The sequence below is a fragment of the Bacillus sp. RK1064 genome (genome assembly GCF_051488405.1).
Lineage (GTDB): Bacteria > Bacillota > Bacilli > Bacillales > Bacillaceae > Bacillus.
The window spans coordinates 1,442,491-1,461,108 of the sequence record NZ_JBPSCZ010000001.1; the positions used below are offsets into that span (position 1 = coordinate 1,442,491).

The 18,618-nt window shown below is 42.9% G+C and carries 20 protein-coding genes and 1 pseudogene; 7 read left to right on the plus strand and 14 right to left on the minus strand.

The window, feature by feature from the left end; genetic code table 11:
* The first annotated feature begins 127 nt into the window (after positions 1–127).
* Both ACSSTM_RS07735 and ACSSTM_RS07740 read left to right on the plus strand, forming a co-directional pair.
* The gene (locus ACSSTM_RS07735; RefSeq protein WP_034664957.1) at positions 128–1,423 is read left to right on the plus strand and encodes a glutamate-1-semialdehyde 2,1-aminomutase; all 1,296 of its coding nucleotides are present in this window, start codon (positions 128–130) and stop codon (positions 1,421–1,423) included.
* Positions 1,424–1,669: 246 nt separating this feature from the next.
* The gene (locus ACSSTM_RS07740) at positions 1,670–2,743 is read left to right on the plus strand and encodes an FUSC family protein (RefSeq protein ID WP_034664960.1); all 1,074 of its coding nucleotides are present in this window, start codon (positions 1,670–1,672) and stop codon (positions 2,741–2,743) included.
* Between the two features lie 229 nt (positions 2,744–2,972).
* Here ACSSTM_RS07740 and ACSSTM_RS07745 read toward each other — a convergent pair whose 3' ends face one another.
* The 10 genes and pseudogenes from ACSSTM_RS07745 to fabL form a co-directional block, all read right to left on the minus strand.
* Positions 2,973–3,869 carry an ABC transporter permease gene (locus ACSSTM_RS07745; protein WP_034664963.1) on the minus strand — a complete coding sequence of 299 codons (897 nt, stop codon included), beginning with the start codon at positions 3,867–3,869 and terminating at the stop codon, positions 2,973–2,975.
* Between the two features lie 17 nt (positions 3,870–3,886).
* Positions 3,887–4,888 (minus strand): ABC transporter permease, encoded by a 1,002-nt coding sequence (locus ACSSTM_RS07750; protein ID WP_034664965.1) that lies wholly within the window; start codon positions 4,886–4,888, stop codon positions 3,887–3,889.
* 184 nt (positions 4,889–5,072) lie between these two features.
* Positions 5,073–6,659: an ABC transporter substrate-binding protein gene (locus ACSSTM_RS07755; RefSeq protein ID WP_034664966.1), complete on the minus strand. Its 1,587-nt coding sequence runs from the start codon at positions 6,657–6,659 to the stop codon at positions 5,073–5,075.
* The gene (locus ACSSTM_RS07760; RefSeq protein ID WP_095286109.1) at positions 6,634–7,611 is read right to left on the minus strand and encodes an ABC transporter ATP-binding protein; all 978 of its coding nucleotides are present in this window, start codon (positions 7,609–7,611) and stop codon (positions 6,634–6,636) included. Before ACSSTM_RS07760 ends, ACSSTM_RS07755 begins: the two co-directional genes overlap by 26 nt.
* Positions 7,580–8,602, minus strand: coding sequence for an ABC transporter ATP-binding protein (locus ACSSTM_RS07765; protein WP_034664972.1), 1,023 nt, complete (start codon positions 8,600–8,602; stop codon positions 7,580–7,582). Before ACSSTM_RS07765 ends, ACSSTM_RS07760 begins: the two co-directional genes overlap by 32 nt.
* A gap of 112 nt (positions 8,603–8,714) precedes the next feature.
* Positions 8,715–10,457, minus strand: a complete 1,743-nt coding sequence (locus ACSSTM_RS07770; protein ID WP_437404114.1) for an ABC transporter ATP-binding protein — start codon at positions 10,455–10,457, stop codon at positions 8,715–8,717.
* Positions 10,458–10,551: 94 nt separating this feature from the next.
* The gene (gene ntdP, locus ACSSTM_RS07775; RefSeq protein ID WP_024425209.1) at positions 10,552–11,082 is read right to left on the minus strand and encodes a nucleoside tri-diphosphate phosphatase; all 531 of its coding nucleotides are present in this window, start codon (positions 11,080–11,082) and stop codon (positions 10,552–10,554) included.
* Positions 11,083–11,229: 147 nt separating this feature from the next.
* Positions 11,230–11,490, minus strand: a complete 261-nt coding sequence (locus ACSSTM_RS07780; protein ID WP_034664977.1) for a YgaB family protein — start codon at positions 11,488–11,490, stop codon at positions 11,230–11,232.
* Positions 11,491–11,664: 174 nt separating this feature from the next.
* A pseudogene (locus ACSSTM_RS07785) lies at positions 11,665–11,814 on the minus strand (gamma-type small acid-soluble spore protein); the annotation flags it as partial.
* A 75-nt stretch (positions 11,815–11,889) separates the two neighbouring features.
* The gene (gene fabL, locus ACSSTM_RS07790) at positions 11,890–12,642 is read right to left on the minus strand and encodes an enoyl-[acyl-carrier-protein] reductase FabL (protein WP_024425211.1); all 753 of its coding nucleotides are present in this window, start codon (positions 12,640–12,642) and stop codon (positions 11,890–11,892) included.
* A gap of 81 nt (positions 12,643–12,723) precedes the next feature.
* On the opposite strand from fabL, the gene ACSSTM_RS07795 reads away from it, so the two are divergent.
* Positions 12,724–12,948 (plus strand): hypothetical protein, encoded by a 225-nt coding sequence (locus tag ACSSTM_RS07795; protein ID WP_003217808.1) that lies wholly within the window; start codon positions 12,724–12,726, stop codon positions 12,946–12,948.
* On the opposite strand, the gene mutY is transcribed toward ACSSTM_RS07795, so the two are convergent.
* Positions 12,935–14,035, minus strand: coding sequence for an A/G-specific adenine glycosylase (mutY, locus tag ACSSTM_RS07800; protein WP_034664981.1), 1,101 nt, complete (start codon positions 14,033–14,035; stop codon positions 12,935–12,937). The two genes, ACSSTM_RS07795 and mutY, sit on opposite strands and share 14 nt — an antisense overlap.
* A gap of 191 nt (positions 14,036–14,226) precedes the next feature.
* Between mutY and ACSSTM_RS07805 the strand changes: the two genes are divergently transcribed.
* On the plus strand, positions 14,227–15,207 hold the full coding sequence (locus tag ACSSTM_RS07805) for a metal-dependent hydrolase (protein WP_034664985.1): 981 nt from the start codon (positions 14,227–14,229) through the stop codon (positions 15,205–15,207).
* 27 nt (positions 15,208–15,234) lie between these two features.
* Here the strand turns inward: ACSSTM_RS07805 and rsoA are convergent, their stop codons facing one another.
* Together rsoA and ACSSTM_RS07815 are read right to left on the minus strand one after the other, a co-directional pair.
* The gene (gene rsoA, locus ACSSTM_RS07810; RefSeq protein WP_034620885.1) at positions 15,235–15,456 is read right to left on the minus strand and encodes a sigma-O factor regulator RsoA; all 222 of its coding nucleotides are present in this window, start codon (positions 15,454–15,456) and stop codon (positions 15,235–15,237) included.
* A complete protein-coding gene (locus ACSSTM_RS07815) occupies positions 15,404–16,006 on the minus strand; it encodes a sigma-70 family RNA polymerase sigma factor (RefSeq protein WP_066031140.1) in 603 nt (200 codons plus the stop codon). The genes rsoA and ACSSTM_RS07815 overlap by 53 nt, the downstream gene beginning before the upstream one ends.
* A 166-nt stretch (positions 16,007–16,172) precedes the next feature.
* Here ACSSTM_RS07815 and ACSSTM_RS07820 point away from each other — a divergent pair, with 166 nt between their 5' ends.
* The 3 genes from ACSSTM_RS07820 to ACSSTM_RS07830 all read left to right on the plus strand — a co-directional run bounded on the left by ACSSTM_RS07820 (position 16,173) and on the right by ACSSTM_RS07830 (position 18,087).
* Complete coding sequence (locus tag ACSSTM_RS07820) at positions 16,173–16,337, plus strand: YvrJ family protein (RefSeq protein WP_268496504.1); 165 nt, start codon at positions 16,173–16,175, stop codon at positions 16,335–16,337.
* A 94-nt stretch (positions 16,338–16,431) separates the two neighbouring features.
* On the plus strand, positions 16,432–17,595 hold the full coding sequence (locus tag ACSSTM_RS07825; protein ID WP_437404115.1) for an oxalate decarboxylase family bicupin: 1,164 nt from the start codon (positions 16,432–16,434) through the stop codon (positions 17,593–17,595).
* Between the two features lie 69 nt (positions 17,596–17,664).
* On the plus strand, positions 17,665–18,087 hold the full coding sequence (locus ACSSTM_RS07830) for a regulatory YrvL family protein (RefSeq protein WP_034664995.1): 423 nt from the start codon (positions 17,665–17,667) through the stop codon (positions 18,085–18,087).
* Between the two features lie 4 nt (positions 18,088–18,091).
* Here the strand turns inward: ACSSTM_RS07830 and ACSSTM_RS07835 are convergent, their stop codons facing one another.
* A complete protein-coding gene (locus ACSSTM_RS07835) occupies positions 18,092–18,565 on the minus strand; it encodes a DinB family protein (protein ID WP_254637586.1) in 474 nt (157 codons plus the stop codon).
* Between the last annotated feature and the right edge of the window lie 53 nt (positions 18,566–18,618).

Consider the following 18,618-nt stretch of genomic DNA (forward strand, 5'->3'; position numbering starts at 1 on the left):
CACAATCCCTCCAACCTATTTTTTAATTAGCCTATCCAATTTTGAGAGGATATTCAACTAAGTACGCTTGCATCGGCATGTTAAAATAATGATAGACGACGTGATACGTTGAGATAGGAGGCTATTTATGAAATTCACAGAATCAGAAAAATTACATCAAGAGGCGCTGGAGCATATCGTTGGAGGTGTCAACAGTCCCTCTCGTTCATATAAGGCAGTAGGCGGCGGTTCACCCGTGGCTATGGAAAGAGGAGAAGGCGCTTATTTTTGGGATGTTGATGGAAACCGCTATATCGATTACCTAGCAGCATACGGTCCAATTATTACAGGACATGCCCACCCGCATATTACAAAAGCTATTACAAAAGCGGCTGAAACAGGTGTCCTTTACGGAACGCCAACGAAGCATGAAGTCACTTTTGCTAAAATGCTGAAGGAAGCCATGCCTGCTTTGGACAAAGTTCGTTTTGTCAATTCAGGTACTGAAGCGGTGATGACAACGATTCGTGTCGCGCGCGCATATACAGGCAGAACAAAGATCATTAAGTTTGCCGGATGCTATCACGGGCACTCTGATCTTGTGCTTGTGGCAGCTGGCTCTGGTCCTTCCACTTTAGGAACCCCTGATTCAGCAGGCGTACCAAAGAGCATCGCCAATGAAGTCATTACCGTTCCATTTAATGATATTGACAGCTACAAAGAAGCATTGGATCGATGGGGCGATGAAGTCGCAGCTGTCCTTGTCGAGCCAATTGTCGGGAACTTCGGCATCGTGGAGCCTAAGGACGGCTTCTTGCAGCAGGTCAATGACCTCACTCATGAAAAGGGCGCACTTGTGATCTATGATGAAGTGATTACAGCTTTCCGCTTTATGTACGGAGGAGCACAGGACTTGCTTCAAGTAAAACCTGACCTCACTGCATTAGGAAAAATCATTGGCGGCGGACTTCCGATCGGTGCTTACGGCGGTAAAAAAGAAATTATGGAGCAAGTCGCTCCTCTTGGACCAGCCTATCAAGCTGGCACGATGGCAGGAAATCCTGCATCCATTCTTTCTGGTATTGCATGCTTGGAAGTGTTAAAACAAGATGGTGTTTACGAGCGCCTTGATCAGCTTGGCGCTATGCTAGAAGAAGGCATTTTAGCCCATGCAAAAAAACATCAAGTAGATATTACGGTGAACCGCTTAAAAGGGGCTCTCACGATTTATTTCACAAAAGAAACCATTGTAAACTATGAACAGGCGGAAAATACGGATGGCGAAATGTTCGCCCGCTTCTTCAAATTAATGCTTTCTCAAGGGATTAACCTCGCTCCTTCTAAATATGAAGCTTGGTTCTTAACGATCGCACATACTGAAAAAGATATTTCTGAGACGCTGCAAGCAGTAGATCATGCGTTTGAACAGTTAAAACAATCATAATAGGGTCAAAAACAGGCGTAAAAAAATGCGCCTGTTTTTTTATTTATCAGCTCTTGTTTGTCAAAAGCGTGCAAATCTGTTACATTTCTTCTCAATACCTTCTTTTGATGTTTTCATGAACTTTCAAAAATCACTTGAATATTTCGGAAGACCGCTGTATATTACTTAGTTGTTCATCAAAATATTTATAATAAATGACGAGTGATCATCTATTATCAAAAAGAAAGGAATGCAGGGACAAAACCAATGAAACTTGGAGCCCGTATTTTAAAAACTGGTATTGCCATTGTACTCGCGCTTTACCTGGCAACATGGCTTGGGTTGCCAACGCCCGTCTTCGCGGGAATTGCAGCTGTATTTGCTATCCAGCCATCTATTTATCGATCTTTTTTAACGATTGTTGATCAAGTGCAAGCCAATATTATTGGAGCAGCACTTGCCATTACGTTCGGTCTGCTTTTTGGCACTGGGCCAGTCATTATCGGTTTAACCGCCGTCATGGTCATCGCCATTAATTTAAAGCTGAAGATTGAACACACGATTCCAATTGCACTTGTAACCGTCATTGCGATTTTAGAAAGTGCTGGGGATCATTTCCTTTCCTTTGCCTTAATTCGAACAGCTACTGTGGTGTTAGGAGTTCTTTCTTCATTTTTAGTGAATTTAATCTTCCTGCCGCCAAAGTATGAAACAAAGCTTGTTCATCACATTATGGAAAATACGGAGGAGATTTTAAAATGGATCCGTCTGAGCTCCAGACAGTCTACTGATCATTCCACTTTAAAGGATGACATCGATCAAATAAAAGAACGCATGATCAAATTAGATCACATTTACTTGTTATACAAAGAGGAACGAAGCTATTTAAAGAAAACAACCTATGTAAAATCAAGAAAGCTCGTTTTGTTCAGACAGGCAATTATGACATCGAATCGTGCTCTGTACTTGCTGAAAAAGCTTCATAAATTAGAAAATGAGATTCATTTGATGCCAGAGCATTTCCGGGAAAGCTTAACGGATGAGATTGATTATTTACTGTATTGGCATGAGCGGACCTTGATGAAGTTTGTCGGAAAAATGAAGCCGCAGGACGATGAATTTCAAAATGAATGCTCTCTTCGCCTTGAAACGTTAACGAAATCATTTATCCAGCATCAGCAAAACCAAGAAAACGACTTGCTCGATTACAATATGCTGAATGTCATGTCCAGCATCATCGAATACCGTGATGAACTAGAGCATTTAGATACATTGATTACAAGCTTCCAGACGTATCACCCAAAAGACAGTGAAATTGAGACAGATGAAAAAGAAGCATAAAATGAGAAAAGACCGATTCCTAGAATCGGTCTTAGATTGTTGACAAAGGGCTAAAATGATCTTGATTTTAGCCCTTTGTCTTCTTTTCAGCGTGATAGAAAACCTTTGCAGTCTAGGAAGGACGAGTACCGGAGTGGAGCGAATTGAACATTCGTGAGCACCGGCACGCAGGACTGACACCGAATGCGAGGGTTTGTCTGCGCGCTGAGACCGATTCCTAGAATCGGTCTTATTTTATTTTCTTCATTTTAGGATCCAGTGTGTCTCTTAATCCATCTCCCATCAGGTTAAAGCCCAAAACTGTCAGCATGATCGCTGCCCCTGGGAAAATTAATGTCCAGGGGGCTTGAACGAGATAAGGTCTCGCATCGGCGAGCATTTTCCCCCACTCTGGGCTTGGTGCCTGTGCACCCAATCCTAAAAAGCCTAAAGCCGCTGCCTCGATAATCGCCGTTCCGATCGCAAGCGTCGCCTGTACGATGACTGGCACCATACTATTTGGCAGAATGTGACGCAGCACGATGCGGCGGTGTGACATCCCAACCGCCTTTGCTGCCAGCACGTATTCTTCTTGTTTAATACTCAGCACTTTTGAACGAACGAGCCGTCCAAAGGTTGGGACATTAATAATCGCAATGGCAATAAGGGCATTTTGTAAGGAGGGGCCTAAGATGGAGACGATCGCAATCGCTAGTAGAATACTAGGAAAAGCGAGTAAAATATCAAACAATCTCGAGATCACAGCATCTAGCACTCTTCCGCCATAGCCTGCTATCAATCCAAGCAGTGTGCCTAAAATGACAGATCCGAGAACCGAGAAGAAACCAACCCATAAGGAAATCCGCGCTCCATGCACAACTCTTGAAAATATATCTCTGCCGAAATCATCCGTACCAAACCAGTGCGCAGCTGAAGGGGCGCTAAATCGCTCACCAAGAGATTGTTCATTGATGCTATAAGGAGCAATGAGTGGTGCGAATATCGCTAGGATAAGAAATAAAAAGACAATCACACTGCCAATGACCGCCAGCTTGTGCTGAAAGAACTGCTTCATCGATTCAAGAATCAATGATTGAGAGCGTTCTTCTTTTGGTTGAGGTGGTTCAAGCTCTTTTTGTGCTTCCATGTTGTCACTCTCCTTCCCTAATATTTAATCCTAGGATCAATGACTGCATACAAGATGTCCACGATGAAATTGATCAGGACAAATATCAGCGCAACGACGAGAATGCCAGTTTGAATGACTGGATAATCACGATAACTGATGGCGTCATATATATATCGGCCAATTCCCGGCCAAGCAAAAATGGTCTCTGTTAAAATGGCTCCGCCAAGTAAGAGGCCTGTTTGAAGACCAATAATCGTCAAGATCGGAATAAGCGCATTTTTCAGGCCATGCTGATAAATGATGAAAAATGAACGTACCCCTTTTGCTTTTGCGGTTCGAATAAAGTCTGAATGAAGTACTTCCAGCATACTTGCCCTTGTAATCCTTGCAATAATCGCAGCAGGAATTGTCGCAAGAGCTGTACTTGGTAATACCAAATGCTTGATGCTGTCAGTGAATTGATCAAACCGGCCTTGCAAAAGCGTGTCCAGCGTATGAATATACGTGATCGACTCCACTGGATTCCTTACGTTTTCTCGGCCCGTCGTCGGCAAAATACCTAATTCGATCGAGAACAGCCACTGCCCCATTAAGCCTAACCAGAAAATCGGCATAGACACTCCAATGAGTGCAATAAACATTGCGACATAATCAAAGATGGAATGCTTAAACCAAGCACTAATGATTCCGGCATTCACTCCCACAACAATCGCCAGCACCATGGCAAAAAAGGTCAATTCTAACGTCGCAAATAAGTAAGGCTTCATTTCCTGGGCAATAGCCGCTCCTGTTCGTATCGAAGTCCCTAAGTCCCCTTTTAAAAGACCCAGCATGTAATGTCCGTATTGAACATACCAAGGCTGGTTTAAACCGAGCTGGATGGTTAATTGTTCTACTGCCTCTTTCGTTGCCCGCTGTCCTAAGATGACCTGTGCTGGATTCCCTGGAATAAACCGAATAATTGAAAACACGACCAATGTCATTCCAATCAGTACTGGGATGAGCATTCCTGCCCGCTTCATACAATAAGCAAACAAACAGCTTTCACCGCCTTTTTCTTTGTCTTCTTTTCAGCGTGATAGAAAACCTTTGCAGTCTAGGAAGGACGAGTACTGGCGCGAAGCGAATTTGACATTCGTGAGCACCGGAACGCAGGACTGACACCGAATGCGAGGGTTTGTCTACACGCTGTAAGGGAGATACAAGATCTCCCTTATTTGCTTATTCGAAATACACGTCATTTAAAGCTTCTGAACCAGTTGGATGCGGCTGATAGCCTTTTAAATCATTAGATGCTGCAAGCATTGGGATCGAATGCACCAATGGAATCCAAGGTGCTTCATCATGAATGATTTCTTGCGCTTTTTTATACAACTCATTTCGTTTCTTTTGATCTGTGTCTGTTTGCGCTTCAATGAGGATGTCGTGCATTTTATCGTTTTCGAAGAATGTATAGTTGTTGCCGCCAATGCTGTCTTTGTCCAAAAGTGTGTAGATGAAATTATCAGGATCGCCATTGTCCCCTGTCCAGCCTAATAAGAACACATCTGCTTCCCCTTTACTTGCCTTATCTAAATAGGTCGCCCAGTCATATGTCACAATTTCTGCTTTGACGCCGACCTTTTCAAAGTTTGATTGAATGACTTCTGCTATCTTCATCCCATCTGGCATATATGGACGCGGTACAGGCATCGCCCAAAGCTTGATGCGAAAGCCGTCAGGAAAACCCGCTTCTTTCAAAAGTTCCTTCGCTTTTTCTGGATCATACGGATATGGATCAATGTCGTCATTGTAGCCTTCTAAAGCTGGGGGAAGAGGGTTTTTTGCTGGCTCGGCAAGTCCGCCATAAAATGACTCAATGATGGATTCTTTATCGACCGCGTAATTGAGTGCCTGACGAACGAGCTTGTTATCAAGCGGCTTTCTTGTGACGGTCAGTCCGATATAGCCTACGTTCATTGATGGTCTTTCAATAAGCTGGAGTGCTTTATCAGTTTTAATGCCATCTAAATCTGACGGATTCACGCCATCCATCAAATCGATCTCACCTGTTTTCAGGGCATTTAAACGAGCCGAGTTTTCTGGAATAGAGCGGAAGATGATTTGATTCAGTTTTGGTTTATCCTTCTGCCAGTAATCTTCGTTCTTTTCTAACACGATACGGTCGTTTTGCTTCCACTCTTTAAACTTGAATGGTCCTGTTCCCACTGGATTCTCACGAAAAGAATCACCGCTTTTTTCAACAGCCGCAGGACTTGCGATGCCAAACGGTGACATAGCAATGTTTTTAAGGAATGTCGCCTGCGGGCGCTTTAGCTGAAATTCAACTTCATGCTCTCCTTTGACGATGATGTCTTTAATCACATGTCCTTTATCTTTTTTATAGCCGCCAAACATGCCATAGTAAGGAAATTTTTCTGCATCACCATTCATCCAGCGGTCAAAGTTGAATTTCACTGCTTCTGCGTTAAAGTCTGTGCCATCGTGAAATTTCACACCTTCTCTTAAGTAGAATGTGTATGATTTTCCGTCCTTTGCAACATCCCAGTCTGTTGCGAGACCAGGATGGATGGTCGTGTCTTTCTCACCATAATTCAGTAGCTTTTCAAACATATTCTCTGTGACCTTGAAGGTTTCGCCTTCTGTCGTTGTGATCGGATCTAGTGAAGTGGAGTCTCCTCCTCTGCCAAATACGAGGGTGTCTTTTGTTGCTTTTTCTTCTGATGACGGTGCGGACGAGCATCCCCCCAAAAACAGTGCAAGTGCCAGCACAAAAATGAAACTACTGAACAACCATGTCTTCTTCATTGTGTTCCTCCTTTTGATATAAGTAACACGCCGCTGCGTGCCCCGGTTCCTCCTCATACAAAGCAGGGACTGCTTTTAGGCATTTCTCCCACCTTTTTGGACACCTTTTGTAGAAAGGACAGCCGCCTTCTATCGTCATTGTGGACTCTTCTGCTGACACATCTTGCGTCTCCAGCACGTGGTCCATATGTGGAATGGATTTCAGAAGCAGCGACGTATAAGGATGAAGCGGGCTGTGAAACACGTCTTCGGCAGGCCCCATCTCGACAATTCGGCCAGCATACATCACTGCGATTCGGTCGCTCATATACCTGACAACACCAAGATCGTGAGAAATAAACAGATACGTCAGAGAAAGCGTCTTTTGCAATTCAAGCATCAAATTCAAAATTTGTGCTTGAACGGATACATCTAAAGCCGAAACGGGTTCATCGGCAATGACAAGACTTGGATGGGTAATGAGTGCTCTAGCGATACCAATACGCTGCCTTTGTCCGCCGCTGAATTGGTGCGCATAACGTTCCCCGTAGGAAGGATCAAATCCGACAATGTGCAGCATCTCTTTGACCCGCTTTCGTCTATCTGCTTTCGTCCCATGTTTATGAACAATGAGCGGTTCCTCTAAAATATCTTTGATTTTCATTCGTGGATTTAATGAAGCGTATGGATCTTGGAAAATCATTTGAATGTCTTTTCTTAAAGAACGCATCTCTCTTTCTTTCAAAAGAGTGACTTCTTGCCCTTTCAGTTGAATAGAGCCTGACGTCGGTTCAGTCAATCTCATTAAGCTTTTGCCAAGTGTTGATTTCCCGCAGCCCGATTCACCGACAATGCCAAGCGTTTCCCCCTCCTTCACGTGAAAGGACACTTGATTTAAAGCCAGAGTCGAATGTTTGTGTTTAGAAAAAAAAGCGGCTGTGTCATACCGTTTTGTCAGCTGATTCACTTGCAAGAGTGGGCGACTCAGTGTCTTCTCCTCCTTCCATTAGAAAGCATGCCACGCGGTGGTCCTGTTCAATGGATTGTAAAACTGGATCTTCTTCAAGACATTGCGCCATTTGATAAGGACAGCGTGGTGCAAATTGACAGCCGGATCGAATGGTTCCCGGCTTAGGTACATGACCTGTAATAGAGATGAGCTTTTCTTTTTTCTCTTTAAATGATGGAACTGAGGCGAAAAGACCTTTTGTGTAGGGATGCAGAGGTTTTTGAAAAATACGGTCAACGGTTCCTTCTTCTACAATTCGACCGGCATACATAATCATGACTCGCTGGCATATTTGCCGCACGACACCTAGATCATGGGTTATAAATAAAATAGCGGTGTCCATCTCTTCGTTTAGCTTTTTGAGCAGGCGAAGGATTTGCGCTTGGATGGTCACATCAAGTGCAGTTGTCGGTTCATCTGCGATCATGAGCTTTGGGTGACAAAGCATCGCCATCGCAATCATGACACGCTGGCGCATGCCGCCTGATAATTCATGCGGGTATTTTTTAAGCAACGATTCGGCTTGCTTCAATCCAACTGTCTGAAGCAGATCAACCGCCTTTGCTTTTGCTTCTTTTTGACCGATTGCTTGATGTGTGAAAAGGGCTTCCGTCATTTGTTTGCCGATGGTCATTAATGGGTTCAGAGAGGTCATTGGCTCTTGGAAAATCATCGAAATGTCATTTCCTCTTATCTCTCGCCACTGTTTTTCTGAAAGCGACAGCAGGTTTTGCCCTTCGAATTGGACTTTACCCGTTGTGTCTGTTTGCTGGTTCAATCCCATTAATGACATAGATGTGATACTTTTCCCGCAGCCAGATTCGCCAACAATTCCTAAGGTTTCTCCTTTTTGAATCGAGAACGATATGTGATGGACGATGGGTACTTTTTGCTTTTTTTGCTGAAACGCAATGGACAGCTGTTTGACATCTAGCAGCACGTCTTGTTCTTTCACATATTCACCACCCCGTCATACTTTTTAAAATTGTATTGAGACAAGCTGGGAAATATGTCATGTTTTTGACAAGCATAAAAAAGCCTATCCGCTAGAATCGGATAGGCTTCTACTAATTTAATGTTTGAATGGTAAATAGATGGCGATAGTGGCTGTCTCGGTTCATTAATTCTTCGTGTGTTCCTTTTTCCACAATTTCGCCTTGTTCCATGACGACAATGAGGTCAGCATGTGTAATTGTTGATAAGCGGTGCGCGACAATAAAGGTTGTGCGGTCCTTCGCTAGCTTTTGCATCGCTTCTTGAATGTAATGTTCACTTTCTAAATCAAGTGCAGACGTCGCTTCATCTAAAATCAAAAGCGGTGGATTTTTTAGAAAGACCCTTGCAATAGAAATTCGTTGTTTTTGACCGCCTGACAGCTTCACGCCCCGTTCTCCTACCTTCGTGTCATATCCTTCAGGAAGAGACATAATAAAATCATGGGCATTTGCCGCTTTTGCAGCCGAAACAATTTTTTCAAAAGATGCTTCTGGATCTCCAACAGCAATATTTTCTTTAATCGTGTCACTGAATAAGAATGTATCCTGCAGCACCATTCCGACTTGATTTCGAAGGCTTCTTGCTTTGTACTCTTTTATATCGATGCCGTCAATTTCAAGTGACCCGTTTGTGACATCATAAAACCTTGGAATTAAGCTGACGAGTGTCGACTTCCCTCCACCGCTCATTCCTACAAGCGCAACCGTTTGTCCTTTTTCTACTTTCAAGGAGATATTGTGCAGAATCTCTTCCTGCGTGTGTTCATAACGAAACGACACATTTTTAAATTCGACCTCTCCTTTTAAATGATCGGCTTCTTTTGCATTCGGCCGATCTGTGACCTCATACGGCTCATCAATAAATTCAAAGATACGATCCATTGACGCCACTGACTGGGTTAAAGTCGTGGATGAGTTAATGAGACGGCGAATCGGGTTGTACATCCGGTCAATATAGCCGACAAAGGCAATCATGGTCCCGATCGAAAGTGCTCCATTAATTACGGTGTAGCCAGCAAATGCAATGATCAATAGCGGTGCAATATCAGTAATGGTATTGACGACGGCAAATGTTTTAGCGTTCCAATTCGTATGGTTGATCGCTTTGTTTAAGAAATTTTTGTTTTCATCATGAAAATTCTCTTGTTCATATTCTTCAATGGCAAAGCTCCGAATGACTGGCATACCTTGTACCCGCTCATGCAGATGCCCTTGCACCTCAGCCAGCGCCTGCGACCGCTCTTTTGTCAGCTTGCGAAGCCTGCCGTAAAAATACTTCACAGCAAACGCATATAGCGGAAAAATGATGACAGACACGATGGTGAGCTTGATGTCCAGTGTACACATAATGGCGATCACGATCAGCACGGTCATCAAATCAAGCCAAATGTTCATAAGACCTGTGATGACAAACTCCTTTGTCTGCTCCACATCGTTGATGACCCTTGAAATAATTTCCCCAGTTCTCGTGTTGGCATAATAACGAAGACTGAGCTTTTGAATATGCGAGAACAGCTTTTCCCGAATATCAAATAATACCTTACTGCCTGTCCACTGTGCGTAGTATTGTCTATAGTATTCAACAGGCGGTCTCATCACTAAAAATAAGACGAGCATGATTCCCATAATGATCAATAGAGATGATGTCTTTTCTTCAGCCGACCCCGAGCCTTGAATGACATCATCAATGACATACTTTAAAAGCAGAGGCAATGTTAAGGGAATCGAGAACTTGATCATCCCGATGACCATTGTCAATGCAATCTGTTTTTTATACGGTGTAACAAAAGCCATGTAGCGTTTAATGACCCCCATGTAAATCTCCTTCCCAATCTATCAGTGCCTCTTATCCGTACGCAGTCAAAAACCTGTTAGCCTAAAAAGCCAAACAGGTTTTTGCTGCTCTTGCTTATTTTGTATAATGTAAAAAACGTTCATACCACATATCCACAAATTCAGGAGCAAACGGACCTTTCCGCTGGTGAATCCAATGCAATAATGTATTCAGATGCTCTCTTAAGATACTATCGATTTCCTTTGGATAATTCATCTGCCTCTTATGATCTGCATATTCATCCTCATCCAAAATATTGTACGTCATGTCTGGAAAGACTTTGACATCTAAATCGTAATCAATATACTTAATTGCCTCATCATCTGTCGCAAAAGGAGAGCTGATGTTGCAGTAATAATATACCCCATCATCTCTAAGCATCCCAATTACATTAAACCATTGTTTTGCATGGAAATAGCAAATAGCCGGTTCTCTCGTCATCCAAGTACGGCCGTCGGATTCAGTCACCATTGTACGGTCGTTTGCACCAATGATACACAATTCCGTTGCTTTCAGAATGGTGGTTTCATTCCAAATCCTGTGGATCAAGCCATTGTGTTTATAGCTTTGAATTTGGATGGTTTCTCCTTCCTTGGGATAGCCCATATTTTCTCCCCTACTTTCTATAACAAACAAACCTAACAGTCCAAAGACCTAATTTCCCAACTAAACATGTCTCTATTATATTATACCGTTACATAGTTAAAAAATGAAATGAAAAAGCCATTCAACCCAATTGAACGGCACACTGTCTTACATCACGGTTGAACTCTTTTCCATCTGCTTGTATGAATTGATGACCTCTTCTGTCTGTTTTGTAAATAAGGTTTGGACTTTTTGCAGTTCCTCCCGTTTCTGTTTGATTTGATCATGAAGCCTGGTCCACTCTTCTTTTTTTTCATCCTGCAGCAATTGTTTTTCTGTTTCTAAGCATAGATCGAGTTCTCCCTGGACATCGAGCAGCTGATCCATGAGCTGCATTTGTTCTTTGACAAGCTGATCGAAATCAGACATCTAACTCCTCCCTTTTATTCGAATCCACTTTTTGTCTGTATACCATTTCTTGAAAGAACGAGGAAATCCTTTGACTGTTTATGTAGAGGTTTTACAGGTTTTGTCGGATGGTGGTGAGAGGCAAAAAGAAAAGCACTTCATTCGTATATGAAGTGCTTTCCTCTGTTTCAGTGATTAGCTGTTTTGTTGTTTGTTTTGCTCAGCTTTTTGGTTGTATTTTTTTACTTGCTGTACGTCAGTCTCGCTAGCAAATTCAGTACCAAATTGACCGCCTTGTGCAGAAGCTTGGTTTTGTTTCTTCACTTGTTGTGCGTTTGTTTTGTTTTGTTGTTGATCCATCATTATCACCTCCACGCACATTAATTTGTGCAGAAGGTGTACATCCTATTCATGATTTTTTTAAACTAGCAAAGAACGTCCGCCATCCACAATAATGGTCTGTCCTCTAATCATGTCTGCCTTGCCTGATACAAGGAACTCCACGCTGTCGACCATGTCTTTAATTTCCACCATTCGGCCGGCAGGTGTGTTTTTCTTTGCATCTTCTAACAGCTCTTCACGGTTCGGGAAGTGCTTGAGCGCATCTGTATCGATCGCGCCGCCAGATACGGCGTTGACGACGATATTTTTTTGTGACAGCTCAACAGAAAGGTAACGTGTCAAAGCTTCTAGTGCGGCTTTTGACACGCCGACTACTGTGTAATTTTCAAGGTAGCGGATGGAGCCTAGTGAGCTAATGCTGACGATATGTCCGCCGCCATTTTTCTCCATTAATTTCGCCGCTTCTTGTCCGCAGAATAACAAAGCCTTCGCATTGATATTCATTGTCCAGTCCCAATGGTTTTCTTCAAGGTCCATGATTGGGCGCTGAACGCCAGACGCCGCATTGTTGACAAATACGTCTAAACGGCCAAATGTTTCATCGATTTGCTGAAACATATCTTTGATTTTCTCAGGCTGGCCTACATTGGCTTTCACGACCAATGTTTTGACGCCCATCGCTTCAATTTCTTCCGCTGTTTCAAGTGCGGCTTTTTTGCTTCTCGCATAGTTAATGACAATGTCATATCCTTTTTCAGCCAGGCGAAGGGCTACTTCTTTCCCTACTCCTCTGCTGCTGCCTGTAATTAATGCACATTTACGTTGACTCATTATGGTTCATCTCCTGATTTGAATAGTTTTCGTTCATTCGCTTCACACTAATAGGAAAGTTCCTATTAGGAGGTTACATTCATGTATGTCGGACGCGATTTAAGCCAGCTTGGCATGATGTCCAAGGATCAATGGAAAGATACTGAGCTTGCTTACTTTCATCATGCTTTCCAACAAATCTTACCTTATTTGAACGAAGAAGGGCAATCTAAGTATCGAGAAATCATTTCTGAAATCGAAGACCGCGGGGGTCTGCATAGAAATGAAGCTGATTATACTCATGGTACAACGGTTAAATACGACTAGGCTCTTCAAGTGCCAGCTTCCAAATTTTTTGGTGTGAGACTGGCAAAGCATACGCCTCAAATTCCTCTGTTGTGACTTTTTTCAGCATCGTGTCATCAGATACAGAGGTAACTCGTCCAAAGAAAACAGAAATATTCCAGATGAGGTGGGTAAATACATGCTGAATGGTGCCTTCTAAATCACCAAGCTCCGCTTGTACACCTGCCTCCTCTTTTAAGAAATCAATTAACTGCTCTTTTTCCGTTTTTCTTCCCTTCATGGTTTCCATGTTAGGGAATTCCCATAAATTCGCAAGAAGGCCTGTACTTGGCCGTTTATGAATATATAGGTTGCCTGCATCATCAAATAACACCGCTGCTGCCATTGATTTTGCAGTCGGCTTTTTCTTTTTGCTTTTCACTGGGAGCTCATGCTGAACGCCTTCCTCTAGTGCCGAGCAATGCATGTTCACAGGGCAAATGAGGCAGGCAGGGGATGTTGGGGTGCAAATGAGCGCACCAAGCTCCATCAGCCCTTGATTGAATTCTGAAGGCTTTTCCCGGGAAATGAGCTGATCGACCGCAAACTCGAAAATATTTCTCGTTTTTGGTTTTGCTATATCATCCCATACAGACAAAATACGGGAAATGACCCTCATGACGTTGCCGTCTACCGCAGGGTACGGCTTGTTATAGGCGATACTCAGCACTGCACCGCTCGTATACGGACCTACACCTTTAAGCTTTGAAAACTGCTCTTTCGAATCAGGGACAACGCCCCTGTAGGATTCATATACTTCTTTCACAGCTGCCTGTAAATTACGAACTCTTGAGTAGTAGCCAAGACCTTCCCATGCTTTCATGACCTTTTCTTCATCAGCTAAAGCGAGATCCTTCACCGTCGGGAATTGCTCCATAAACCGGTTGAAGTACGGAATGACCGTATCCACTCTCGTTTGCTGAAGCATCACTTCTGATACCCAGACGCGGTATGGATCCTGATTTTCACGCCATGGCAGTGTCCGTTGTTCTTTTTCATACCAATCAATTAAATCATGCTGAAAGCCCGCAATATCTTTGCGGTCCAGCTTTTCTTGAATGTCTTTCATATCTATACTCCTTCTCATTGAACCGAGGGCTAACGTTCTGAAAAGAACCTTATTTGTTGTATACTGTTTGTAGATACGTTAACATGTTACATTAAATCAGGACAAAGCAAAAGTGATTTTGCACATAGTCTTGAAAGAAGACGTATACTTTGTATGATTGTTCCTAAGCATGACAACTAGGAGGTAATCAATTGGATACTGGTACTCATGTAGTAATGGGCATTTCTCTTGGGGGACTTGCACTTTTAGATCCAGCCGTCAGCGCAGATCCACACATGGCACATGCCGTGATGCTCGCGACCATTGCCGGCTCCCAAGCACCAGACATTGATACTGTGCTAAAACTAAAAAATAATGCGGTTTATATAAGAAATCACAGAGGATTTACACATTCCATTCCAGCTGTACTGTTCTGGTCAATACTGATACCGGCTGTGATTTTCCCATTTGTGCCGGGGGCGGATTTACTTCATCTGTGGTTATGGACTCTATTAGCCGTTGTGCTCCATGTGTTTGTCGATATTTTCAATGCATACGGCACACAGGCCATTCGTCCATTTTCAAAGAAATGGGTAGCGCTTGGGATCATTAACACGTTTGATCCTTTCATCTTTTTTACACACCTTGTCGCCATTGTCGTTTGGGCCATTGGCGGTCATCCCGGCTATACGTTCATCTCGCTGTATGCCGTGATTTTCTGTTACTATATCGTCAGGGTTATCATGCAGCTTCAGATTAAACATCAGCTGCGTGCACAATTCGATGAAATTGAAGACATTATTATTTCGCCTACAATGAAGTTTAGACAATGGCGTATTGCTGTGAAATGTAAATCTTCTTTCCATGTTGGACGCAGCATGAATGGAGAGGTCGTCATTTTAGACACCTTTAACCGTGTGCCGGTCCCGGATACTGAAATTATGAAAATTGCCAAGCAAGATGAAAACATTTCAGCCTTTCTCTCCTTCTCCCCTGTCTACCGGTGGGAAGTGGATAAATACAAGGATCATTATGAGGTGCGGTTCATTGATTTGCGCTACCGCAGCAAAGGTCACTATCCTTTTGTCGCGATCTGCCATATCGACATGGACCACCAAATCAAAAATTCCTATACCGGCTGGATTTTCAGTGAAGAAAAACTGCAAAAAAAATTAAGACTCGGCTCTGTGTGAGCGAGTCTTTTTTTGTGTTTACATCTCTTACAACTTCGTCATATATTCCACAATAAATTCCCAAAATCCAGGTCCTTCTTGGTAAATCAGCCAGTCTACTTTTTCGATGAGTTTGATATAGAGTTCTTGTTCGAGGTCTTCTCTTTCTTGATATGCCGTGTTTTGTAGTTTCTTTTTGATCATGGGTGTGAAGGTTTCAATGAGTTCTTCCATTTCCCCATTGGTCATTTTTTCTTCGTTCACGGACATCTCCCCCTGTTTCTTCTTTTAGTTTGTTGAGCGCTTTTTTGTGTATGTTTGAGATATTTTGTCTCGTTTCGCCTAGCCGGTCGGCTATTTCCTTCATCGTTTGGCCTTCGACATAGATTTGGGTTAAGACCATTTTTTGTTTGTCTGTCAGCTGCTGGTAGGCCTTGTACAATGTTTGATCTTGCAGATGCTCTCCTAAGTCTTGCTGGTTGAAGAGCACGGCTTCATACGTATCTGTTTGGACAGGGTCTTTCACTTCTTGAGTATCAGGATGATCGAGTATGAGCGGAAAACGCTGCTGCTTCTTTTTCACTCGTTTGTCAAAGTCGACTGAAAAGATGCGTATCATTGTGGAGATATACTTGATGATGCGGATTTTCTGATAGAACTGTTTGAACTCGGAATCTAGCTTTTTGGCATTTTCCTCGTTTGGCTCTTCCATGACTTGTTTGAGCAGCTGCTCGTTTTTCGGGTTGCTTAAAAACTGCTGAATGAGCGGGTGATCAATGATTTCCTTCCATTTTGCTTTCAATAACAGCCGATAATCCATGTGCATCCTCCCCTTTGTTCCCTCTACTTGCATTAAGTGGACAAAAGTTAAAAAAAGTAAACTTTATGAAACGGGTCTAATGGTTCATTTTCTCCTCCTCTGCTTTCCTTTTTCTTCTTTCAGACCACCTATAAAGAAGACGAGCATCCGCTGGGAGGTGAGACAAATGGAGAACTTTTTTTCGGAGGAGTGGCTGAAGCAGCTCGGTCAGTCTGGCTTCCCTGCCATTTTGACGATTTACTTGCTGACACGCTTTGAACGAAAGTTTGATGAATTAAGCAAGCTCATCCAACGATTGGTCGCTGTTCAAAAAAATGATGAATCAGATTGACATCTTCTTGATTCGTTTCACCTTATGAAAACGAGGGCGAAATGAAAGGCCTTTTGTCACCTCACACAATACGATGTTGAAAGGGGATTTTATCATGAGTGAAAAGCAAAATGGTGCACCGCAGCCGATTCGAGGAGAAAAAGGAGCAACGGTCAAAATACCACGTAATCTCGAGCGGGACAGACAAAATCCAGATATGCTCACGCCGCCTGAAACCGATCATGGAACGGTCTCCAACATGAAATATTCTTTTTCTGATACACACAATCGTTTAGAAAAAGGCGGCTACGCCCGCGAGGTAACGGTACGTGAACTGCCGATCTCTAAAAGTCTTGCCTCTGTTAATATGCGGCTAAAGCCTGGTGCGATTCGTGAACTGCACTGGCATAAGGAAGCGGAATGGGCGTACATGATTTATGGGGAAGCTCGGATTACATCGGTTGATGCAGAGGGGCGCAATTTTACAGAGGATGTGACTGAGGGTGATTTGTGGTACTTCCCTTCTGGCTTGCCGCACTCTATTCAAGCACTTGAGCCGGGAGCTGAATTCTTGCTTGTGTTTGATGATGGTTCCTTCTCTGAAAATAGTACGTTCCAAGTGACTGATTGGCTTGCCCATACGCCAGAGGAAGTTGTGCTCCAAAACTTTGGAATGACAAAGGAGCAATTTGAGAAACTGCCAGAGAAAGAGAAGTATATTTTCCAAAAAGGAATTCCTGGTTCCCTTGAGTGTGACAAGGTGAAAACAGAGCAAGGAGAAGTCCCGAATTCCTTTAAATATGAGCTGTTAAAACAAGAGCCGATTACGTCAAGCGGTGGACAAGTGTGGATTGCGGATTCTACCAATTTTAAAGCATCTAAAACAATTGCCTCTGCTCTTGTGAAAGTCGATCCAGGCGCCATTCGTGAGCTGCACTGGCATCCAAATACGGATGAATGGCAATATTTCATTTCTGGAAAGGCACGAATGACCGTATTTGCTTCTGATGGACATGCGAGAACCTTCAACTATCAGGCGGGAGACGTTGGATATGTGCCATTTGCAATGGGGCATTATGTAGAGAATACAGGCGACGAACCGCTTTATTTCTTAGAAATCTTTAAGAGCGACCATTATGCAGACATTTCACTCAATCAGTGGCTTGCGGTCACACCGAAACAGCTTGTTCTTGATCATTTAGATCAAGGTGAAGATTTCTTAAAACTGCTTGATACAGAAAAACATCCTGTCATCGCTGCCCCTAAAAAAGAGGATTAACGTATGACTTCCTGCAAAAAGGCTGTCCTTTTTGCAGGTATCTTCATGTAAAGGAGTGTTTGATCACCTATGCAGCAATCTGTTCACGCTTTATGGCAAGGGCTGAAATGGCTCATGGCAGCGTCGGCTGTCTGTTACATATTTTTGTTGTTTTGTGTGCTGTTCTTTCATTTGACGGGTGCTTTTTATCAATCAATTTTATCGCTGCTACTGTTTATGGGCATCTATGTTGTACTCGGGATATCTTTTGAACATCTGGAGCACGTGCTCATGCAGTTTGTTCGAAAGTGCCGGTCTAAAAAACGATCCATCGTTTTCTATGCCATTTTATTTCACCTTTTGTTTATTTGGGGTGCTGTTTATTTATCAGACGAATTGGTTGACGGCATTTGGCTGTCTACTTCTGAGGAAATTCTTTTTGCCCTTAGTCTTTGGTTGTTTCATTTTTTGTTTGATTATGCGACGTTTCCGTTTGAGAAAGAAGCTTCGTGACTCTCTATCGTCTTTCTGGAGAGAGCGCTTCTTTGATCTGCTTCATATGATGGATGTCGTGATCAATCAGTCCTTGAAAATAACTTGATAACGTCAGCTCGGATTGACCGATAAAAAAACATGTATTCCAGCGAGATGTTTCGATTTTCTTTATTTCTTGAAGCAATTCTGTTCTGACAGTAATAAATCGTCCAATCGTCTCGCTTCTCTCTTCGTGCCTCGCCCTTTTGGCTGACTGCCGATTCATTTCATGCACATCAGGTGCCTTAGATAATGGACGATTGTTCCAAAATTCATTTAGGCGATCGTGTAAAATAAATTCATCCCACGGAACGAAATGTGCGATGATCTCAGCAATGCTCCACTTTCCATCAGCGATGCCTCTGCGCCATTCTTCGTCTGTTATTTCCACTAGTGACTGTACCCATTCAAGTGTGTGTTCATAATGATCAGTAATGGATTCTTTGTTTAACGTCAAATGATTTTCCCCCATTCTCATGCTTTTATGTTGATTGTATCAATTTTGAGAAA

Excerpts from the sequence above, each read along its gene's own strand:
- ACSSTM_RS07780 (WP_034664977.1), bottom strand. The coding sequence starts at position 11,490 with ATGTCTGATTTCGATCAGCTTGTCAAAGAACAAATGCAGCTCATGGAT.
- ACSSTM_RS07755 (WP_034664966.1), bottom strand. The coding sequence starts at position 6,659 with ATGAAGAAGACATGGTTGTTCAGTAGTTTCATTTTTGTGCTGGCACTT.
- mutY (WP_034664981.1), bottom strand. The coding sequence starts at position 14,035 with ATGAAAGACATTCAAGAAAAGCTGGACCGCAAAGATATTGCGGGCTTT.
- ACSSTM_RS07745 (WP_034664963.1), bottom strand. The coding sequence starts at position 3,869 with ATGGAAGCACAAAAAGAGCTTGAACCACCTCAACCAAAAGAAGAACGC.
- ACSSTM_RS07735 (WP_034664957.1), top strand. The coding sequence starts at position 128 with ATGAAATTCACAGAATCAGAAAAATTACATCAAGAGGCGCTGGAGCAT.
- fabL (WP_024425211.1), bottom strand. The coding sequence starts at position 12,642 with ATGAGTCAACGTAAATGTGCATTAATTACAGGCAGCAGCAGAGGAGTA.
- rsoA (WP_034620885.1), bottom strand. The coding sequence starts at position 15,456 with ATGTCCGTGAACGAAGAAAAAATGACCAATGGGGAAATGGAAGAACTC.
- ACSSTM_RS07820 (WP_268496504.1), top strand. The coding sequence starts at position 16,173 with ATGGAGAACTTTTTTTCGGAGGAGTGGCTGAAGCAGCTCGGTCAGTCT.
- ACSSTM_RS07830 (WP_034664995.1), top strand. The coding sequence starts at position 17,665 with ATGCAGCAATCTGTTCACGCTTTATGGCAAGGGCTGAAATGGCTCATG.
- ACSSTM_RS07825 (WP_437404115.1), top strand. The coding sequence starts at position 16,432 with ATGAGTGAAAAGCAAAATGGTGCACCGCAGCCGATTCGAGGAGAAAAA.
- ACSSTM_RS07795 (WP_003217808.1), top strand. The coding sequence starts at position 12,724 with ATGTATGTCGGACGCGATTTAAGCCAGCTTGGCATGATGTCCAAGGAT.
- ACSSTM_RS07815 (WP_066031140.1), bottom strand. The coding sequence starts at position 16,006 with ATGGATTATCGGCTGTTATTGAAAGCAAAATGGAAGGAAATCATTGAT.
- ACSSTM_RS07740 (WP_034664960.1), top strand. The coding sequence starts at position 1,670 with ATGAAACTTGGAGCCCGTATTTTAAAAACTGGTATTGCCATTGTACTC.
- ACSSTM_RS07770 (WP_437404114.1), bottom strand. The coding sequence starts at position 10,457 with ATGGGGGTCATTAAACGCTACATGGCTTTTGTTACACCGTATAAAAAA.
- ntdP (WP_024425209.1), bottom strand. The coding sequence starts at position 11,082 with ATGGGCTATCCCAAGGAAGGAGAAACCATCCAAATTCAAAGCTATAAA.